This window comes from Fodinicola acaciae (genome assembly GCF_010993745.1).
GTDB classification, from domain to species: domain Bacteria; phylum Actinomycetota; class Actinomycetes; order Mycobacteriales; family HKI-0501; genus Fodinicola; species Fodinicola acaciae.
In genome coordinates this window covers 264548-282823 of record NZ_WOTN01000002.1, presented here as the reverse complement: position 1 = coordinate 282823, position 18276 = coordinate 264548, and the positions used below count along the sequence as shown (strand labels likewise).

Genomic DNA, 18276 nt, shown 5'->3' with positions numbered 1-18276 from the left:
TCGTACGTCTCCCTCAAGACGCCGGAAAATTGCGACACGACCGCACGCCGCGGCGTACGTGAATGTCCACAATGGATGGTGACCCGGACGGAAAACCTCGTCCGGCACAGCGAAAGAAGCGGGTCAACCGCGCGTCAGGCCGAGTGTGCTGATGTGGCATCACCTACTTGTGATTCGACGCGGTCATCGTCAACGCCGGCATCGATTCTGTCAACAAATAACCCGCGAAAGCCGCTAAGGGGCGACAAAATAACCTGGACCAATCCGGCAGTGAGGGAGGAAACGTCAGCGTGTTTCGGCTATTTCCGAAGCGCTCTCGTCGACCACGCTGAGCCGCACCTGCCGGTCGCGTACGGCGAACACCATGGTCAGGCCGCCGTCTGCGGCATAGGTGAGAATCCGCCAGCCGTCGCTCTCCCAGGTTTCCCGGACGCCGGAACGGATCAGGTGCGCCACCGATCCGAAAAGCTCGCTGCGCTCCAGGTTGTACGCGATCGCCGCCACCGGCAGCGCGTCATTGAGGCCACGCAATGGATGTGGCCCCAACCTCAGCCGCAGCGCGCGTACGCGCAGGCCGAAATCCGGCGCCAGGATGACGAAAGTCAGGATCTCCACCGCGATGATCGGCAAGGCCAACGCCAGGTTTTCGTTAACGGCAACCCAAGGCGCGCCGACCGCGCCAGCGACAACCACGAGGCCGGCGCGTACGAACGCACGCCAGTCGACCGGCGCCACGCCCGCGCCGGTGCAACCGCACGAGCTGCCGGGAGCGGCGATCCGGGCGTACGCAAGGTAACCGAGAAAGCCGACGCCGAGCAGCGCCGCCGGGAAAGCCGGCCCACCGACGACAATCACCGCACCGATCGCGATTTCCGCGACGCCGGTGAGGCGATACGCGATCAGCGCGTACGCACCGAAAAGCTTCGGCAAAGCGGTGCGCCGCACATCGCTGTTGACGAATTTGTGCGCACCGCTCCACGCCAGCACGACGACCAGGACCACCGACTGGACAGCGGCGATCATTCGGTCGCCATGCTGTGGATCGTGGAAATGGTCATCTCGCTGGTGTTGGGCAGCCACACGCCGAGCACGCGTACGTGGTGGCCGACCTTCAGCCGCGACAGGTCGCCGGTCGCCTCGTCGCTCTTGTAGGTGACCGCCGACTTTCCCTTGACCACGTGCGCGACGATCCGTTGGTCGTGATGGTCGAGGTCGACCCGGCTGGCGCTGATCGCGGCGATGTCGGCGTCCAGGTTGACCAGGTTGACCCACACCGCGTCGGCCGCGAGCGTGCCGTCCGGCAGCCGCGCGCCACGCGCGTACAGACCATCGCCGACCGCCACCTCGCGCAGCGAGATCGGATCCATCTTCCACAGGCTCGTGGCGCTGGTGACCTGGATGCGGTGCAGGACCCGGTCCGAGCCGCGTACGCCGAGCACGCCGCCGGAGATGGAGGTGACCAGCCCCTCGGCGAAACCCGGGTCGAGCTGGCCGCCGACCAGATTGGGGTCGGCGCGGTGAAAGGCGGCCTGCGCGTCGGTGCCGCCGAACGCGGTCGCCCCGACCATCGCGGCGCTGCCGAGCACGGCACCGGTCAGGATGGCGCGTCGGTCCGGCACGTCAGACGCCGATCGAGACGGGGATGAGGCCGCTGTTGAGGTTGGCCAGCCGGCTGTACGCGGCGACCGTCAGATCGATGACCCGGTTGGTGCGGCACCGACCGTCGCAGCAGGCCTTGCCGCCGCAGAACGCCTTCGTACGCGGACCGCAGTCGGAGATCGCGACCGGGACGCAGACCCCGCTGCACCAGTGCGCGACCCGCAGCACGTCACCGCACTCGTGCGGCTGGATGGTCTCCTTGCACAGGTCCGGCCTGGTGATCGCGAAACACTTCTTCGACGCGTTCGGCCACGCGCACTGCAGCGCACCGGACCGGCACGTCTGGCACGCACCGGTGCCCACGGCTTTGCACGGCCCCCAGGCCGCGCCGCAGCAGAACCAGGACGCCTCACCGGACCATTCGTGCCTGCCGCACCCCATCCGTACTCCCCTCGGTCGACATCGGCCGCTCCACGCTAAGCGACCAAACAGGCTTAAATCGGCACAACACGCCTGTGTGTCACCTGTGAGATACCTGCTACGGCGCGAAACTGTCGTACCCGCCTGTCAATCTGGCCCCACCCAAGAACGGGTGGGGGGTGGGTCCGAGAGGCCTTCCTAGGTAAGTAGCGGCGATCACTCCGAGTGAAGTTCGACAAGCTGTCGAACCCCCGGCCGCAGGCTGTCGGAGGGCTTGCGACAATGGAGGCCGTGGCAGACGTATCGGCCCAGCAGACGACTCCGTACGACTACGAGGCGCCGGCCTCGCGCCGGCTGTTCGAGCGTGCCGAGGCGGTCATCCCCGGCGGGGTGAACTCGCCGGTCAGAGCGTTCCGCGCGGTCGGCGGCACGCCGCGTTTCATCGCCGAGGCCAACGGTGCCTATCTCACCGACGCCGACGGCCGGCGATACGTCGACCTGGTCTGCTCGTGGGGCCCGATGGTGCTCGGCCACGCGCATCCGGCGGTCGTGGAGGCGGTCACCAAGGCGGCGGCGAAAGGCACGTCCTTCGGCGCGCCGACCGAGGCCGAGGTCGAGCTGGCCGAGGAAATCGTCGCGCGTACGCCGGCCGAACAGGTCCGCCTGGTCAACTCCGGCACCGAGGCGACCATGAGCGCGCTGCGGCTCGCCCGCGGCGCGACCGGACGGCGGCTGATCGTCAAGTTCGCTGGCTGCTATCACGGCCACGTCGACGCGCTGCTGGCCGCCGCCGGCTCCGGCGTGGCGACCCTCGCGCTGCCGGACACGCCAGGCGTCACCGGCGCGCAGGCCAGCGAGACGATCGTGCTGCCATACAACGACATCGCCGCGGTGGAGCAGACGTTCGCCGAGGCGGGCGACCAGATCGCCGCGGTCATCACCGAGGCGGCGGCCGGCAACATGGGGGTGATCGCGCCGCGCGACGGCTTCAACGGCAAGCTCCGCGAGATCACCACCAAGCACGGCGCGCTGCTGGTGATGGACGAGGTGATGACCGGCTTCCGGGTCTCCAGGTCCGGTTGGTACGGCCTCGACCCGGTCACTCCCGACCTGGTCACCTACGCGAAGGTGATGGGTGGCGGCCTGCCAGCGGCGGCGTTCGGTGGCCGCGCCGACATCATGGCCAAGCTCGCGCCGGCCGGCCCGGTCTACCAGGCCGGCACGCTGTCCGGAAACCCGCTGGCGACCGCCGCTGGCATCGCGACCCTGCGCGAGTGCACGGACCAGACGTACGCCTATCTCGACCGCACGTCCGAGACGTTGCGCGGCCTGGTCACCAAAGCGCTGACCGCGGCCGGCGTGCCGCACCGGGTTTCCAACGCCGGCAACATGTTCGGCGTCTTCTTCACGACCGCCGACGTACGCGACTACGAGTCGGCCAAGCTCACCGACACCGCCGCATACAGGGCCTTCTTCCACTCGATGCTGGCGTCCGGCGTCTATCTGCCGCCCAGCGCGTACGAGTGCTGGTTCGTCTCCACCGCGCTCGGCGCGACCGAGCTGGAGATCATCGAGAAGGCGTTGCCGGCAGCGGCCGAGGCCGCCGGAGCCGCCGTGTGACCAAGACGGTCGTCCACCTGTTGCGCCACGGTGAGGTCTACAACCCGGCCAAGATCCTCTATGGCCGGCTGCCTGGCTATCGGCTGTCCGGCCTCGGCGAGCAGATGGCCGAGGTGGTCGCGCGTACGCTGGCCGACCACGACATCACCTACATCGCGGCCAGCCCGCTGGAGCGCGCGCAGCAGACCGCGATGCCGCTGGCCGCGCTTCTCGGCCTCGAGGTGCACACGGACGACCGGCTGATCGAGTCGCTCAACTACTTCGAGGGCCGGTCGGTGTCGCCGGGCGATGGCGCGCTGGCCAACCCGCGTTACTGGTATCGCCTGCGCAACCCGTTCACGCCGTCCTGGGGTGAGCCCTATCGCGATGTCGCCGCGCGGATGCTGGCGGCGATGCAGGAGGCCCGTCGCGTCGCCGAAGGCCACGAGGCCGTGCTGGTCAGCCACCAGCTGCCGATCTGGATGGCGCGCCGCTTCGCCGAGGGCCGCAAGCTCTGGCACGACCCGCGCCGCCGCGAATGTACGCTCGCCAGCCTCACTTCCTTCCGGTTCGACGGCGCCACGCTGGCCGGCATCGACTATCGCGAGCCGGCCAAGTCGCTGTCGACCAGGTCCGACCCCGCCAACAAGGGGGCCTGATGCGCCGAAGGATGCTATTCGCGATCGCAGCGGCCGGACTGCTGGGCGGCTGCGCGACCGGCACCGACGCGGTCAACCAGAGCGCTGGCGGCGAGAAAGGTTTCGTGCCCGGCCAGTCGTCGCGGCAACAGTGGCCGATCGGCAAGCGGGTCGGGGCCCCGGCGATCAGCGGTGAGACCCTGACCGGTGGCTCGCTCGACCTGTCGTCGATGCGCGGCAAGGTCGTCGTACTCAACTTCTGGGGTCAGTGGTGCGCGCCGTGTCGCGCCGAGGCCGGCGACCTGGAGCGGGTCTACCAGGCGACCGCGGCCAAAGGCGTACAGTTCGTCGGGGTCAACATCCGTGACACCAAAGACAAGGCGGCCGCCTTCCAGCGTACGAACGGCGTCACCTATCCGAGCCTCTACGACCCGTACGGCCGAGTGGCGGTGCGGTTTCGGCAGACGCCGCCGACGACGATCCCGGCGACCATCGTCATCGACCGCGCCGGCCGCGTCGCGGCGCTGTTCCGCGACGCCGTGCTGGAGTCGGAGCTGCGGCCGGTCGTGCTCGCGGTCGCCGGTGAAAAGCCGTGAACGCGGCCGCCACCGTCGCCAGTGGACCGCTGATCGTCGCGCTCGCGCTCGCCGCGACCGCCGGCCTGCTGTCCTTTCTCTCGCCGTGCGTCCTGCCGCTGGTGCCGGGATACGTGTCGTACGTGACCGGCCTGGCCGGCGCCGACCTCGACGCGGCGACCGGTGTCGACCCCAGCGGCAACACGGTGACGCGCACCGGAAACGCGACAAAAGTACGCGGCCGCGTGCTGCTCGGCAGCGCGTTGTTCGTCGTCGGTTTCACCGCGGTTTTCACGGTCCTGTCGGCCGCGGCCAGCACCATCGGCATCGTTTTGCTTGACTACGCACCGATTCTGCAGCGCGTGGTCGGTGCGCTGATCGTCGTGATGGGGCTGGCGTTCCTCGGCCTGATCCCCGGCCTGGACAAGACCGTGCGGTTGCGCTGGCTGCCGGCCTCAGGACTGGTCGGCGCGCCGGTGCTCGGAGCGGTTTTCGCGCTCGGCTGGCTGCCATGCACCGGACCGACGCTGGCCGCGGTGCTCGGACTGGCCACGACCAGCGGATCGGTCGGCCGCGGCGCGATGCTGGCCGCCGCGTACGGTCTCGGCCTCGGCATTCCTTTCGTCTTGTTCGGCCTGGGTTTCCGCCGGCTGATCGGCGCGCTCGCGTTCGTCCGCCGGCACAGCGTGTGGGTCACCAGGATCGGCGGCGCGATGCTGGTCGTGGTCGGCCTGCTTCTTCTGCTCGGTGGCTGGGATCCGGTGGTGATCTGGCTGCGCAGCTGGCTGCCGCCTGGGGAGATTCCGTTATGAGTCTTGACACTCTCTCCACCGCGCCGGCTCCGGTCGAGCCAGCGCCGAAAAACCCGCGCGGAAAGACGTTGCTGCTGCGGTGGTGGCGCCAGCTCACCAGCATGCGTACGGCGCTCGTTTTGCTTTTCCTGCTGGCGCTCGCCGCTGTGCCGGGATCGCTGCTGCCGCAATACAATCTCAACCCCGACAAGGTCCGGCAATATCTCACCGACCATCCGCAGCTCGGTCCGGTGCTGGACAAGATCGGCGCGTACGACGTCTTCGGCTCGCCCTGGTTCGCGGCGATCTACCTGCTGCTTTTCGTGTCGCTGGTCGGCTGCCTGATCCCGCGCATCCGGCTGCACCTCAAAGCGCTGCGGCAGGCTCCGCCGCCGGCGCCGAAATATCTCGACCGGATGCGTCATCACGCGGAGATCGCCGATCTGGACGTGACATCCGACGAGCTGGCCCGGCAGCTGCGGCGCAACCGCTGGCGCACCGTCGTACGCGAAAACGGCGACAAGGTCGAGATCTCCGCGGAAAAGGGTTACCTGCGCGAAACCGGCAACCTGGTCTTCCACATCTCGTTGCTGCTCATGCTGATCGGCGTCGCCTCCGGCGCGCTTTGGGGCTGGAACGGCAATGTGCTGGTCAACGAGGGCGACGGATTCTGCGACACGCTGCAGCAGTACGACTCCTACAACCTCGGTCGCGACATCACCGACACCGACCTGCCGCCTTTCTGCGTGAAGCTGGACAAATACAGCGACGCATACCTGCCCAACGGCCAGGCGATCAGCTTCGCCGCCGACATCACGTATGACAACGGCGCCGGCGGTCCCGGCAAACACGCGAGGATCGAGGTCAACGAGCCACTGCGGTTCGACGGCGCGCGCGTCTACCTGATCGACCACGGCTACACGCCGGTGCTGGAATACAAGGACAAGTACGGCCAGACCTTCACCTCCTCGACCGCGTTCATCCCGCAGGACCCCAACTTCTCCTCCTCTGGTGTGGCGGTTTTCGCCGACGCCAACCAAAAACCAGGCAGCGCGCGTACGCCCAACGTCGAGGTCGCCTTCCAGGGCATCTTCACGCCGACCACGCCGGCGCAGGGACCCAAGGTCGCCTCGCAGGGGCCGGCGCTGAAGTCGCCGGGCATCACGCTGGCCGCCTATCGCGGCGACACCGGACTGTCTTCCGGCATCCCGAAATCGGTCTACACACTCGACCAAAGCCAGATCGACCGCGGCAAACTCACGCTGGTCGGCTCGAAGTTCCTGCGGCCAGGCCAACGCTGGGACCTCGGCGACGGCAGCACGCTCACGTTCAAGACGGTCAAGAAATGGGCCGGCATCCGGGTCGACAGCAACCCCGGCCAGACACTCGTACTGGTCGCGGCCATTCTCATCGTCGCCGGCCTGCTCTGCTCGCTGGCGATCCGGCGGCGCCGGGTGTGGCTGCGGCTCTCGCCGGCCGGCGGCGGACGCACCGACCTACAAGCCGGCGGACTCTCGCGCACCGACGCGGCCGAGTTCGCCACCGAGTTCGACCGTCTGGTCGAGCAGATATCCCAGCGCGGGAAGGACAAAGCCGATGCCAGCTGAGACCGCCGTGGCCAGCCTGTCGGACAACCTGCTGGTCGCGACGATCCTGACGTACGTGGCGGCGATGCTCGCGTACGGCGTCGAATACGCGTTCGGCGCACGCGCCAGTCGCAAGGCTGCGCCGGCAAAAGTGCTCGCCGGTGTCGGCGGCGGCTCGGTCGAGGAAGCGCCGGTCTCACCGCCGGTCGGCGCCGACGTTACGGCACAGCCGTCGTCGCCGATCCCGTCCAACGCCGGCAGGATCGCTGTCGTTGTCACGATTCTCGGCGGCGCGCTGCACGTGGCGACGCTGGTGACCCGCGCGATCGCGGCCGACCGGGTGCCGTGGGGAAACATGTACGAGTACGCGCTGACCGTGTGCTTCGTCGCGGTCGTCGCGTGGCTGGTGGTGCTGACCCGGCAGCGGTCGGTGCGCCATCTCGGCGTTTTCGTGATGCTGCCGGTGGTTTTGCTCCTCGGCCTGGCCGGCACGGTGCTCTACACACCGGTCGTGCCGCTGGTGCCGGCGCTCAACTCCTACTGGCTGTGGATCCACGTCAGCGCGGCGACCATCGCCAGCGGCATCTTCATGACCGGTTTCGCCGCCAGCGCTCTCTATCTGATCCGCTACTACTTTGAAAAGCGTACGCTTGCTGGAAAGTCGCTCTCGTTTCCGCTGACTTTGGGGCCACGCCTGCCATCCGCTGAGGCCCTGGAGCGGACGACCTTCCGCGTCATCGCGTTTGCCTTCCCGATCTGGACCTTCGCCATCATCTGCGGCGCGATCTGGGCCGAGGCGGCCTGGTCGCGCTACTGGGGCTGGGACCCGAAGGAGACCTGGGCCTTCATCTCGTGGGTCGTCTACGCCGCATACCTGCACGCCCGGTCGACCACCGGCTGGAAAGGCCCGAAGTCCGCGTGGATCGCGGTCATCGGCTGGGGCACGATGATGATGAACCTGTTCGGCGTCAACCTGGTCATCTCCGGCCTGCACTCCTACGCCGGCCTGCAATAGCTGGCACGAATCCGCGATGTCACCGTCGCCGGCGCGCCATACGCTGGCCGCCGACGACGGAAGGTTGCGCCAATGCGTACGAGACTCGCCGCTGCCGCGATCGCGGTCGGCCTGACCGCTGCCGGATGCACCAGTTTTGGCCTGGGAGAGCCAACTCAGGAAGGCCCGGCGGCGTCGTGGACGCTGCCGACAGCTGGCGATCTGTACGCCGCGGGCACGACTTTCGTGCATTCAGGTGATCAGCTGAGCGGCATTTCCCCATCCGGCCGCACGTTGTGGAGCCGGCCGAAGACGACCGACGGTCGCATCTGGATCGTCGGCGCTCTGGTCGTGACGCAACGATCCAAATCCGACGTCGTCGAGGTGATCGAAGCGGCCACCGGCCGTACGCGCTGGCGGATCGACGCGCCCACGGCCGACTGGGTCGCCGTGTCGCAGACGGCGGTTTACGAGTACAAATGTGGCGACACCTGCACGACGACCGCCAGGGACGTCAACGACGGCCGTCCACTGTGGACGATCCAGGGCGCGAAGATCCAGGAGGACCGGATCGGCACCCGCGAGCCGTACGCGCCGACGGTTGGACCGTATCTGCTGATGGTCAGCGGTACGGAATACTTCCTGGTCGACGGCCGGACCGGCCGGCGGTTGGCCAGGAGCCTTCCGCCAAACGAGGCGGCCTGGTATCAGATCCCGGTCGCAAACACCGTGGTTTACACCGACAACGACCCGGAGTCGTCCGACCGCCGTTGCACCGTCGCGCTCAAGGCATTGGACGGCACCACCGGCGCGACGAAATGGTCCGGCAACGTCTTCAGCGGCACCAAAGCGGATGACACCTGCGAGAAAGCGCTCAACGGTGGATACCACAGCGGTTGGCTGATCATCAGCGACGGGACCCGTATCGCCGCGCTGACCGACTCCGGCAGGCCACAGCTTTTCGACCTTGCGACTGGAAAAACCGTGTGGTCCGGTGCGCGGCCAGGTGTGCCTATCGACATGGACGCGCATTCGATGCTCGTACGCGCACAGTTTGACACCGGCAACCTCGCGCTGCTCGACACGGCGACCGGACGGCAGCGGTGGACCGCGCCGGATCCCGGCCTGGAGGGCACGTCGGCCAGCTGGCAGACGCGGGTGACCGGCGGCCTGGTCGCGGTGAGCGCGAGCCAGCAGAAGAGCGGCTACAAGGCCGCGGCGGTCGTCGTCTACGACGCGAAGACCGGCCGCGAGCTGCTCCGTCGCGACGGCTGGCTGGCCGGCGCCGGCGACAACTGGGTCGCGATCACGCACAGCGACAAGAAGGATGTCAGCAGGACCGTGACGGACTTCATCCGCGTTTGACATTCCGTTACCCCCTAGGGGTACAGTCAGGGACATGACACCGGGTTACACAGACGACAAGGCGAAGATCCTGGCGCGCCTCAAGCGCATCGAGGGACAGGTCCGCGGCCTGCAGCGGATGGTCGACGAGGACACCTACTGCATCGACGTGCTGACCCAGGTGTCCGCGACGACCCGCGCGCTGCAGGCCGTCGCGCTGGAGCTGCTCGACGACCACCTCGGCCACTGCGTGCACGACGCGATCGCCTCCGGTGGCGAGGACGCGGCCGCCAAGGTCAAGGAAGCCACCGACGCCATCGCCCGTCTCGTCAAGTCCTGACTGGAGAAACATAGATGACCACCAGCACCTTCACCGTGTCCGGCATGACCTGCGAACACTGCGTACGGTCGGTGACCGAGGAGATCAGCGAGCTCGACGGCGTGCGGGACGTACGCGTCGACCTGCCCTCCGGTGCCGTCACGGTCGACTCGGAGCAGCCGCTGGAGGCCGCCGCGGTCCGCGCCGCCGTCGACGAGGCCGGTTATCAGCTGGTGGAGCCATGACCACCACGCAGCCGGACGCGGTCGACCTGGCCATCGTCGGGATGACCTGCGCGTCCTGCGCCAACCGGGTCGAACGCAAGCTCAACAAGCTCGACGGCGTGACCGCGACCGTCAACTACGCGACCGAAACCGCGCACGTCGAGTTTCCGCCGACCGTCACCGTCGGCGACCTCGTCGGCCAGGTGCAGGCGGCCGGATACGACGCACGGCCGCCGGAGCTGTCCGAGGACGAGACGGCTCCGCTGCGCCGGCGTTTGTTGACATCGCTGGCATTCTCGGTGCCGGTCGTCGCGTTGTCGATGGTGCCGGCAGTCCAGTTCGCCTATTGGCAATGGCTCGTCCTCGCGCTCGCGACGCCGGTCGTGCTGTGGGGTGCCTGGCCGTTTCACCGTGCCGCCGCGGTGAATCTGCGCCATGGCGCCGCGACGATGGACACGCTCATCTCGATGGGGGTCATCGTCGCGTACGCCTGGTCGCTCTATGCGCTGTGCTTCACCGCGGCCGGCGAGCCCGGCATGCGGATGGAGTTTTCGCTTTTCCGCGCCGGCGGCGAGGAAATCTATCTCGAAGTCGCCGCGGGAGTGACGACGTTCATCCTGGCCGGCCGCTTCTTCGAGGCACGCGCCAAGCGGCGCGCCGGCTCGGCATTGCGCGCATTGCTCGATCTCGGCGCGAAAGAGGTGACCGTACGCCGTGATGGCGACGAGGTGCGCGTGCCGATCGCGTCGCTGACCGTCGGCGACGAGTTTGTCGTGCGGCCAGGGGAAAAGGTCGCCACCGACGGTGTCGTGGTCGACGGCCGTTCGGCGGTCGACGCGAGCATGCTGACCGGCGAGAGCGTGCCGGTCGAGGTCGAGGTCGGCGACAACGTCGTCGGCGCGACGGTCAATGCCGGCGGACGTTTGGTCGTACGCGCGACCCGGATCGGTGCCGACACACAGCTGGCGCAGATGGCGAAGCTGGTCACCGAGGCACAGAACGGAAAAGCCGCGATCCAGCGGCTCGCCGACCGGATTTCCGGGATATTCGTGCCGATCGTGATCGGCCTCGCGGCATTCACAATGTTGGAGTGGTGGGTCACCGGAAACGGTGTGGTGCCCGGCATCACCGCCGCGGTCGCGGTGCTGATCATCGCGTGTCCGTGTGCGCTGGGTCTGGCGACGCCGACGGCGCTGCTGGTCGGTACGGGTCGGGGTGCGCAGCTCGGCATCCTGATCAAAGGCCCGGAAGTGCTGGAATCCACCCGTAAAGTCGACACTATCGTGCTCGACAAGACCGGCACCGTGACCACCGGCAGGATGTCGGTCGTCGAGGTCTCCGGCGATGTGCTGCGGCTGGCCGGTGCGGTCGAGGCGGCCTCCGAGCATCCGATCGCGGCGGCGATCGCGGCCAAGGCACGCGAAGCCGGACCATTGCCGGAAGTGACGGATTTCGTTGCGCTGCCAGGCATCGGCGTACGCGGCACGGTCGAAGGTCACGAGGTCACCATCGGCCGAGCCGCATCGGATGTCGCGTGCACAGTCGTCGCGGTGACCGTCGACGGCGAGCCGGCCGGCACCATCTCGGTCGCCGACACGGTCAAACCGTCGTCGGCGCAAGCCGTTGCACGGCTGCGAAAACTCGGTCTGCGGCCGATCCTGTTGACCGGTGACAACGAGCTGGTCGCGAAGGCGGTGGCGGCCGAGGTCGGCATCGACGAGGTGATCGCCGGCGTGCTGCCGGCCGGAAAGGTCGACGCCATCCGGAAACTGCAGGAGGCGGGCCGGGTCGTCGCGATGGTCGGCGACGGCGTCAACGACGCGGCGGCGCTCGCGACGGCCGACCTCGGGTTGGCGATGGGGACGGGCACGGACGCCGCCATCGAGTCGGCGGATCTCACGCTCGTACGCGGTGACCTGCTGGTCGCCGCCGACGCGATCCGGCTCTCCCGCCGTACGCTCGGCATCATCAAGGGCAACCTGTTCTGGGCCTTCGCCTACAACGTGGCCGCCCTGCCGGTCGCCGCGTTCGGCCTGCTCAACCCGCTGGTCGCCGGCGCCGCGATGGCGCTGTCCAGCCTGTTCGTGGTGACCAACAGCCTGCGCCTGCGCCGCTTCCGCTGAGGCCCGTTTCGACCCTAGGTCGCATGGCCACCATGCGTGCACCCAACGCACGCATGGTGGCCATGCGACCAGAAGTCAGCGAGCGGCGGGGACGGGCTTCTCAGGAGCCGGCGCGGCAGGTGCGCCGCGCAGGGCGACCTCGCGAACGAAAAGGGACGCCACGAAGGCGACCACGCAGGAGAGCGCGGCGACCAGGGCGATCCGCGTGACACCATCGCTCACGGCCTGCTGGTATGCCACCTGGCCTTGCACGGCACGCGTGAAAATCGAGCCGAAGACGGCCACGCCGAGCGCGCCACCGACGATCTGCACCAGCGCCATGGTCGATGACGCGACGCCGATGTCGCGCAGATCCACGCTGTTCTGCGCGATCACCATGGTCATCGTGCCGAGCGCGCCGGAGCCGATGCCGACCAGTACGAGAAACCCGGCGGTCGTCCAGGTGGAGGTCGCCGGCGTCATCGTCGACAGCAGGCCGAGGCCGACGGCCATGCTGACCGCACCCACCACCGGAAAGATCTTGTAGCGACCGGTCCTGCTCATGATCTTGCCGGTGACCTGCGCGACCACCGCGACCGGAATGACCAGCGGCACGAGCAGCAGCCCCGAGTACGCCGCGTTGGCGCCCTGCACGGCCTGCTGGAACAGCGGCACGTACAACGACACGCCGAACATGCCGGCACCACCGGTCACGATCATCACCATGGCGAGCGGAAAGTTGCGCGAACCGGTGAAGACCCGCAGCGGGATCACCGGCTCCTCGGCTTTGGTCTGAGAAAACAGGAACAGCGCCAGCCCCAGCACACCGACGGCGGCCAGCGACAGGATCTGCCACGACATCCACGCGTACGTCGAGCCGGCCCAGGTGGCGGCCAGCACGACCGCGGTGATGGTCACGCTGAGCAGCGCGGTGCCGATCCAGTCGACGCGCGCCTTCGACCGCGTGTGCGGCAGCCGCAGCATGACCTGGCACCAGACCAGCGCCACCAGGCCGACCGGCAGGTTCAGATAGAAGGCCCACCGCCAGCCGAGATACTGCGTCACCAGGCCGCCGACCAGCGGTCCGCCGACGTTGCCGACGACCATGAAGATCGCCACCATCCCCTGATAGCGGCCGCGCTCGCGCGGCGGCACGAGCGCGCCGATCAGGGCGTACGCACTGGCCGCCATGCCGCCGGCACCGATCCCCTGCAGGATCCGGAAGCCGATCAGCTGCGGCATCGACTGCGACAGGCCGGTCAGCATCGAGCCGACCAGGAAGACCGCGACGGCGGTCAGGAAGACCTGCTTGCGGCCGTACAGGTCACCCGCCTTCCCCCACAGCGGCGTGGAGACCGCGGTGGCGAGCAGATAGACGGTCACGACCCACGAGATCAGGTCCAGACCACCGAGCTCGCGGACGATCGTCGGCATCGACGTGCCGACGATCGCGTTGTCGAGCACGGACAGCACGGCGGCCAGGAGCACGCCGAGCAGAATCCAGCGGATGTTCTTTGGTGCTTCCGTCAAAACGCCTCTTTCCCCAGGTGAGCGCCGTGCGTACTAAGTACGCAAGAGTACATCGTACGCATCGAGTACGGTGTAAGCAATGGTCAACTGGGAAAAGGTCGGCGAGCCGGCCAGGACGGCACGAGCAGCGCTGTCGTACGACGCGGTCGCCGCGGCCGGCGTCGAGGTCGCGGACACGCAGGGCCTTGACGCGGTGACGATGCGCAGGATCGCCGAGCAGCTGGGCGCCGGCGCGATGTCGCTCTATCGCTACGTGGACAGCCGCGACGACCTGATCGCGCTGATGGTCGACCGCGCCAGCGCGGAGGCCGCCGTGCCGGCGCGTACGGGTGACTGGCGTGTCGATCTCACCGGCGCCGCGCAGGCCGTCCGCCGGATGAACCTGCGCCACCCGTGGCTGACCCGGCTCACGCTCGGCGCCGACGCCTTGGGTCCCAACGCGCTGGCGATGACCGAGGCCGTGCTGACGCTGCTGGACGGCCATGGCCTGGACATCGACGAGATGCAGGAGGCATGGCGTACCGTCATGGCCTTCGTCTCCGGCTACGTCGCCGCCGAGGTACGCCGGCCGCCGGCCAGCGACGCCGAGCCGTCATTCCTGCGGACGATGCTCGCCTCGGGCCGCTATCCGCTGGCCACCAAGGCACTGCTCAGCGCCGGCCCGCCGGCCGACCCCGACGCGGCCTTCCGCCGCCACCTCGGCTTCGTGCTGGACGGCCTCGCGCGTACGTTCTTCGAGCGCTGAGCCTCCACGCAGTCGAATGTGCTGACTGGGCCCCACCTTGCCGCGAAAAGTGGGCCCATTCAGCACATTCGATCCCTCGAGAAGCTAGGCGGGGCGGGAGGCGCCGCCGATACGTGGGAACGGTGCGGTGGAGAAGACGACCTCGACGGCCACGTCGAAGTGCTCGGCGATCTTCAGCGCCAGATAGAGGCTGGGGCTGTATTCGCCGCGCTCCAGATAGCCGATCGTCTGATAGTGCACGCCGAGCGCGTCGGCCAGCTGCCGCCGCGACATCCCGCGCTCGGCGCGCAGCATGGCGATCCGGTTGTAGATCGTCTCGCTCATCCGGACTTACCCAACCCGTTGCATCGCCTTCTCGCGGCGCTCGGCCACGCTCGACCCCGACTCGCGGCGCGCCATCCGCCGCAGGACGGCCGGCGCCACCACCAGGCTGGCGACGGCCCACACCAGCAGTACGACGATAGTTTCCCAGCCGCGCCAGGAGTGCCCGACCTCGACCGCCATCAGCTGCTCCGGCAGCATCGCCGACCGCGTACCGAGGCCGAGCCAGTAGATCGGGAACATCTGGCCGATCCACTGCAGCCACACCGGGAGCTGCGTCAGCGGATAGAAAATGCCGGAGATGCCGACCAGACCCATGATCGGAAACATCACCATCCCCATGTTGCGCGGGTTGGAGAACAGCGATCCGAGGATCGCACCCAGCGGCAGCGTGGCGACCAGGCCGAGCGCGATGACGACGATCAGCGTGAGGACGCCGCCGACCCCGTTGAACCCGACGCCGTCGAAAAGCAGCAGGCCGGGAACGAGCTGCAGCAGTACGCCGACCAGCGTGAAGCACGCCGCGTAGACGATTTTGCCGACCAGATAACCCATCATGCCGTTCGGCGTCGCCTTGGCACGCAGCAGCGTGCCGTCCTCACGGTCGACCATCAGCTGTGAGGCGAGCGTGAGAATGCCACCGAAAGCGATCCCCATGCCGATCACGCTCGGCAAAACCGTCGCACCGAGCGAGAACTTCAGGCCTGGCACGTTGGCGCCGCGCATGAAAAGCATGACGACCAACAAAATCACGTTGGGGAACACCGCGCCGAAAATGTCCTGCCAGTTGGACAGCGAGTTACGCACTTCGATGACGCCGCGCGAAAGTCCGGACCGCGCACTGAGTACGGTCGCGTTCATCGCGCCACCTCCTGGAAGTTCGCCACCGCCGTGCCGCGCTGGCCGGCCTCGAACTGCTGCACCATCGCCACGTACGTGTCCTCCAGGCTGCCGCGCCGCACCTCCAGCTCGTCGATGGCGTCGCCGTACTGCTGGAAGAGCTCGCGCACGTATTTGGTCGCCTCGGTGGTGGAGTGGACGAACCGCTGACCGTCGCGGGTCCACCTGATCTCCGCCTCGGTGGACATCCGCCGGGACAGTTCGTCGGCGGAGCCGTTGGCGATGACCTGGCCGCCGGCCAGGATGAGGATGCGGTCGGCGAGCTTCTCCGCCTCGTCCAAATCGTGTGTCGTCAACAAAATCGTCGTGTCGTTGTCGTCGGCGAGCTTGTGCACGAGGTCGTGGAACTCGCGCCGCGCCTCCGGGTCGAAACCGACCGTCGGCTCGTCCAGGAACAACAGCTCCGGCCGGCCGACGATGCCGATCGCGACGTCGAGCCGGCGCCGCTGGCCGCCGGACAGCTGCATGACGCGCTTCTTGGCGTGCTCGGCGAGGCCGACCGTGGCGACCAGCTCGTCCACGTCCCACGGACGCCGGATCTGGTCGGTCGAGTACGGCGCGTAATAGCCACCGAGGTGCGCCAGCAGCTCGCGTACCCGCCACTTTCCGTGGTCACGCCACGACTGCAGGACGATCCCCAGCCGGGCGCGCCAGGCCTCGCCGCCTTTGGCCGGGTCGGTGCCGAGCACCCGCACGTCGCCCGCCGACCGCATCCGGAAGCCTTCCAGGATCTCGATCGTCGTCGTCTTGCCGGCGCCGTTGGGGCCGAGCAGCGCGATGACCTCGCCGCGCCGCGCGGTGAAGTCGACCCCGGTGAGCACGTCGTTGCTGCCATAACGCATCCGCAGGTCGCGTACGTCCAGCACCAGGTCACCATCCGATGGCCCGGTGCGCGCGACCGGCGTCGCGGCCTCCTCTATGACTGCCATCTATCCAACTCCTCTGATCATCGATAGCAGAGATACTACATGTTGGGGCGTACGGACTACAATATAATTGGACTGAGTCCAGGTTTATTGGCGCGCCAGCGCGGTGCGTACGCGCAGATACGTCACGCCACGGTCGGCGAGCTCCTGGGCCACCGGGTCGTGAAACTTGAGCAGCCCCAGCAGCACGTGGCCGTCGTCGATCCGCCGGTCGCCACGCTCGACCGCCTCGCGCAGCGCGAGCTCCAACACTTTCTTCGCCTCCGCGCCAAAACGACCGCGGATCAGGCCTGCCTGACCGCGCCGGGAGGCCGGCAGCCGGCCACCCCAGTTGCGCTCGATCGCGCCGACGACCTCGTCCACGTCGATGCCGATGCTGGCGAGCGCGTCGACGTCGGCGGGACTCAACCCCGCACGGCGGTCGGCGCGGTCCATGGCGGCGAGCACGTCGCGCAAAGCGGCCTCGTCCACGCCCAGGTCGGCGAGGGCTTTTCCAGCGCGCGAGCCAGGATCGACCGCCAGCGCCTGCAGGAGGTGCCGCGTGTCCACCAGCTGCGCGTCGGCTTTGCGCACCGCTGTCTGCACCGCCTGCCTGGCGGCCTTGTCGAAACGTTCGAACATCACGGTCACCTCTTCGCGTGTTTCTTGTGGACGGCCTGCCGGCTCACGTGAAGCTCGTTGGCGATCTCCTGCCACGACCAGCCCTGAGCACGCGCGTTGGCGACCTGCATCGCCTCCAGGTGCTCAAGCAGCCGGCGCAGCGCCGAGACCGCACGCAGGCCGGAGCGCGGATCGCGGTCGCCGGCCGCTGTAGCCAGGTCAGATGCTGCCGTCATGCTTGTCAATCTAGGTTGACGAGTCGTACGCGTCAACCTAGATTGACGACTTTTCGCGGCCGGCGAACACGTACCGTCACGCGGATGGCATCATCGGGACCGATGAGTTCAGTCAGCCGGGGTCGCCGGAAGACGGCCGGCGTCTACGCGGAAATGGTCAGGACGTACGAGCAGCTCGCCGACGAGCACAACGTCCTGTTGGTCGAGCTGGCCACCTCCGGGTTGCTCGGCATGTGGTGGGACAATCCGCTGCCGACCGCGGACGCCGACGAGCTGATCGGCGGACACCTGGTCACATACGCGCGACAACGTCCCAGCCGGTCGGCACTCGCCGCGCTGCGATCGCTGGAAATGCTGGCTGTCAACGAAAACCTGCGCGGATCGGCCGCCGACGCGGCCGACGAGCTGTCCGGCTCCGGCATGCTCGAACCGGCCTGGCTCGACTCGGTTGGCGACATTACCGCCGAACGCGGCTGGAAATATCGCGACGCCGGCGGCGCGGAGGTGCTGTTGGTCGAGTTTTGCCAGCAGGACAAGCCACAGGCCCTGGTGGTGTTTCTGTCCGGCGAACAGGCCGTCGAGCTGTCGGTCACCGGCCATGCCGGCATTTTGCTGCGAGAGCTGCGAAAGAAGGCGATGGCCGGCGGCGGTCACGAACTCCTGCCGCTGGAGCCACCGGTCGCCGGCGCGGCCATCGAGGCCGCCTTGCGGCACACCGATTCGCTGGCCGATCCGGAGGTCGACAAACAATACGCGAGCCTGCGCGCACTCGCGTACGCACGCTGCCGCCTGCTGGTCTGAGACCACTGGTTTCCGTTCTCCGAACA

21 protein-coding genes are annotated in these 18276 nt (G+C 68.1%); 12 read left to right on the top strand and 9 right to left on the bottom strand.

Annotation, left to right across the window (positions count from 1 at the left end):
* Positions 1-285: 285 nt before the first annotated feature.
* The 3 genes from GNX95_RS16580 to GNX95_RS16570 are packed head-to-tail and all read right to left on the bottom strand — an operon-like array spanning position 286 to position 2040.
* Positions 286-1023 carry a MauE/DoxX family redox-associated membrane protein gene (locus tag GNX95_RS16580; RefSeq protein WP_163508319.1) on the bottom strand — a complete coding sequence of 246 codons (738 nt, stop codon included), beginning with the start codon at positions 1021-1023 and terminating at the stop codon, positions 286-288.
* Positions 1020-1619 carry a cell wall protein gene (locus GNX95_RS16575; RefSeq protein ID WP_163508318.1) on the bottom strand — a complete coding sequence of 200 codons (600 nt, stop codon included), beginning with the start codon at positions 1617-1619 and terminating at the stop codon, positions 1020-1022. The genes GNX95_RS16580 and GNX95_RS16575 overlap by 4 nt, the downstream gene beginning before the upstream one ends.
* Before the next feature lies 1 nt (position 1620).
* On the bottom strand, positions 1621-2040 hold the full coding sequence (locus tag GNX95_RS16570; RefSeq protein ID WP_163508317.1) for an RlpA-like double-psi beta-barrel domain-containing protein: 420 nt from the start codon (positions 2038-2040) through the stop codon (positions 1621-1623).
* Between the two features lie 261 nt (positions 2041-2301).
* On the opposite strand from GNX95_RS16570, the gene hemL reads away from it, so the two are divergent.
* The 10 genes from hemL (at position 2302) to GNX95_RS16520 (ending at position 12212) form a co-directional block, all read left to right on the top strand.
* Positions 2302-3639: a glutamate-1-semialdehyde 2,1-aminomutase gene (gene hemL, locus GNX95_RS16565; protein ID WP_163508316.1), complete on the top strand. Its 1338-nt coding sequence runs from the start codon at positions 2302-2304 to the stop codon at positions 3637-3639.
* Complete coding sequence (locus GNX95_RS16560) at positions 3636-4277, top strand: histidine phosphatase family protein (RefSeq protein ID WP_163508315.1); 642 nt, start codon at positions 3636-3638, stop codon at positions 4275-4277. Before hemL ends, GNX95_RS16560 begins: the two co-directional genes overlap by 4 nt.
* Entirely contained in the window at positions 4277-4852 is a 576-nt protein-coding gene (locus GNX95_RS16555) for a TlpA family protein disulfide reductase (protein WP_163508314.1), read from the top strand. The genes GNX95_RS16560 and GNX95_RS16555 overlap by 1 nt, the downstream gene beginning before the upstream one ends.
* Positions 4849-5643, top strand: coding sequence for a cytochrome c biogenesis CcdA family protein (locus tag GNX95_RS16550; RefSeq protein ID WP_163508313.1), 795 nt, complete (start codon positions 4849-4851; stop codon positions 5641-5643). The genes GNX95_RS16555 and GNX95_RS16550 overlap by 4 nt, the downstream gene beginning before the upstream one ends.
* Positions 5640-7229, top strand: coding sequence for a cytochrome c biogenesis protein ResB (resB, locus tag GNX95_RS16545; RefSeq protein ID WP_163508312.1), 1590 nt, complete (start codon positions 5640-5642; stop codon positions 7227-7229). Before GNX95_RS16550 ends, resB begins: the two co-directional genes overlap by 4 nt.
* The gene (gene ccsB, locus GNX95_RS16540; RefSeq protein ID WP_222853708.1) at positions 7219-8223 is read left to right on the top strand and encodes a c-type cytochrome biogenesis protein CcsB; all 1005 of its coding nucleotides are present in this window, start codon (positions 7219-7221) and stop codon (positions 8221-8223) included. The genes resB and ccsB overlap by 11 nt, the downstream gene beginning before the upstream one ends.
* 72 nt (positions 8224-8295) lie before the next feature.
* On the top strand, positions 8296-9567 hold the full coding sequence (locus GNX95_RS16535) for an outer membrane protein assembly factor BamB family protein (RefSeq protein WP_163508311.1): 1272 nt from the start codon (positions 8296-8298) through the stop codon (positions 9565-9567).
* Between the two features lie 34 nt (positions 9568-9601).
* Positions 9602-9886: a metal-sensitive transcriptional regulator gene (locus GNX95_RS16530; protein WP_163508310.1), complete on the top strand. Its 285-nt coding sequence runs from the start codon at positions 9602-9604 to the stop codon at positions 9884-9886.
* 14 nt (positions 9887-9900) lie between these two features.
* Complete coding sequence (locus tag GNX95_RS16525; protein WP_163508309.1) at positions 9901-10110, top strand: heavy-metal-associated domain-containing protein; 210 nt, start codon at positions 9901-9903, stop codon at positions 10108-10110.
* Positions 10107-12212 carry a heavy metal translocating P-type ATPase gene (locus GNX95_RS16520; protein WP_163508308.1) on the top strand — a complete coding sequence of 702 codons (2106 nt, stop codon included), beginning with the start codon at positions 10107-10109 and terminating at the stop codon, positions 12210-12212. The genes GNX95_RS16525 and GNX95_RS16520 overlap by 4 nt, the downstream gene beginning before the upstream one ends.
* 75 nt (positions 12213-12287) lie before the next feature.
* Here the strand turns inward: GNX95_RS16520 and GNX95_RS16515 are convergent, their stop codons facing one another.
* Entirely contained in the window at positions 12288-13721 is a 1434-nt protein-coding gene (locus tag GNX95_RS16515; RefSeq protein WP_222853707.1) for an MDR family MFS transporter, read from the bottom strand.
* A 79-nt stretch (positions 13722-13800) separates the two neighbouring features.
* Here GNX95_RS16515 and GNX95_RS16510 point away from each other — a divergent pair, with 79 nt between their 5' ends.
* On the top strand, positions 13801-14466 hold the full coding sequence (locus GNX95_RS16510) for a TetR/AcrR family transcriptional regulator (protein WP_163508307.1): 666 nt from the start codon (positions 13801-13803) through the stop codon (positions 14464-14466).
* Between the two features lie 84 nt (positions 14467-14550).
* On the opposite strand, the gene GNX95_RS16505 is transcribed toward GNX95_RS16510, so the two are convergent.
* The 5 genes from GNX95_RS16505 to GNX95_RS16485 all read right to left on the bottom strand — a co-directional run bounded on the left by GNX95_RS16505 (position 14551) and on the right by GNX95_RS16485 (position 17449).
* On the bottom strand, positions 14551-14790 hold the full coding sequence (locus GNX95_RS16505) for a helix-turn-helix transcriptional regulator (protein WP_163508306.1): 240 nt from the start codon (positions 14788-14790) through the stop codon (positions 14551-14553).
* Positions 14791-14796: 6 nt separating this feature from the next.
* On the bottom strand, positions 14797-15648 hold the full coding sequence (locus GNX95_RS16500; RefSeq protein ID WP_163508305.1) for an ABC transporter permease: 852 nt from the start codon (positions 15646-15648) through the stop codon (positions 14797-14799).
* Positions 15645-16616 (bottom strand): ABC transporter ATP-binding protein, encoded by a 972-nt coding sequence (locus tag GNX95_RS16495; protein WP_163508304.1) that lies wholly within the window; start codon positions 16614-16616, stop codon positions 15645-15647. Before GNX95_RS16495 ends, GNX95_RS16500 begins: the two co-directional genes overlap by 4 nt.
* Positions 16617-16700: 84 nt before the next feature.
* Positions 16701-17234 (bottom strand): Clp protease N-terminal domain-containing protein, encoded by a 534-nt coding sequence (locus GNX95_RS16490; protein WP_163508303.1) that lies wholly within the window; start codon positions 17232-17234, stop codon positions 16701-16703.
* A 5-nt stretch (positions 17235-17239) separates the two neighbouring features.
* On the bottom strand, positions 17240-17449 hold the full coding sequence (locus GNX95_RS16485) for an HTH domain-containing protein (protein ID WP_163508302.1): 210 nt from the start codon (positions 17447-17449) through the stop codon (positions 17240-17242).
* A gap of 102 nt (positions 17450-17551) precedes the next feature.
* Between GNX95_RS16485 and GNX95_RS16480 the strand changes: the two genes are divergently transcribed.
* Positions 17552-18250 carry a hypothetical protein gene (locus GNX95_RS16480; protein ID WP_163508301.1) on the top strand — a complete coding sequence of 233 codons (699 nt, stop codon included), beginning with the start codon at positions 17552-17554 and terminating at the stop codon, positions 18248-18250.
* Positions 18251-18276: the final 26 nt, after the last annotated feature.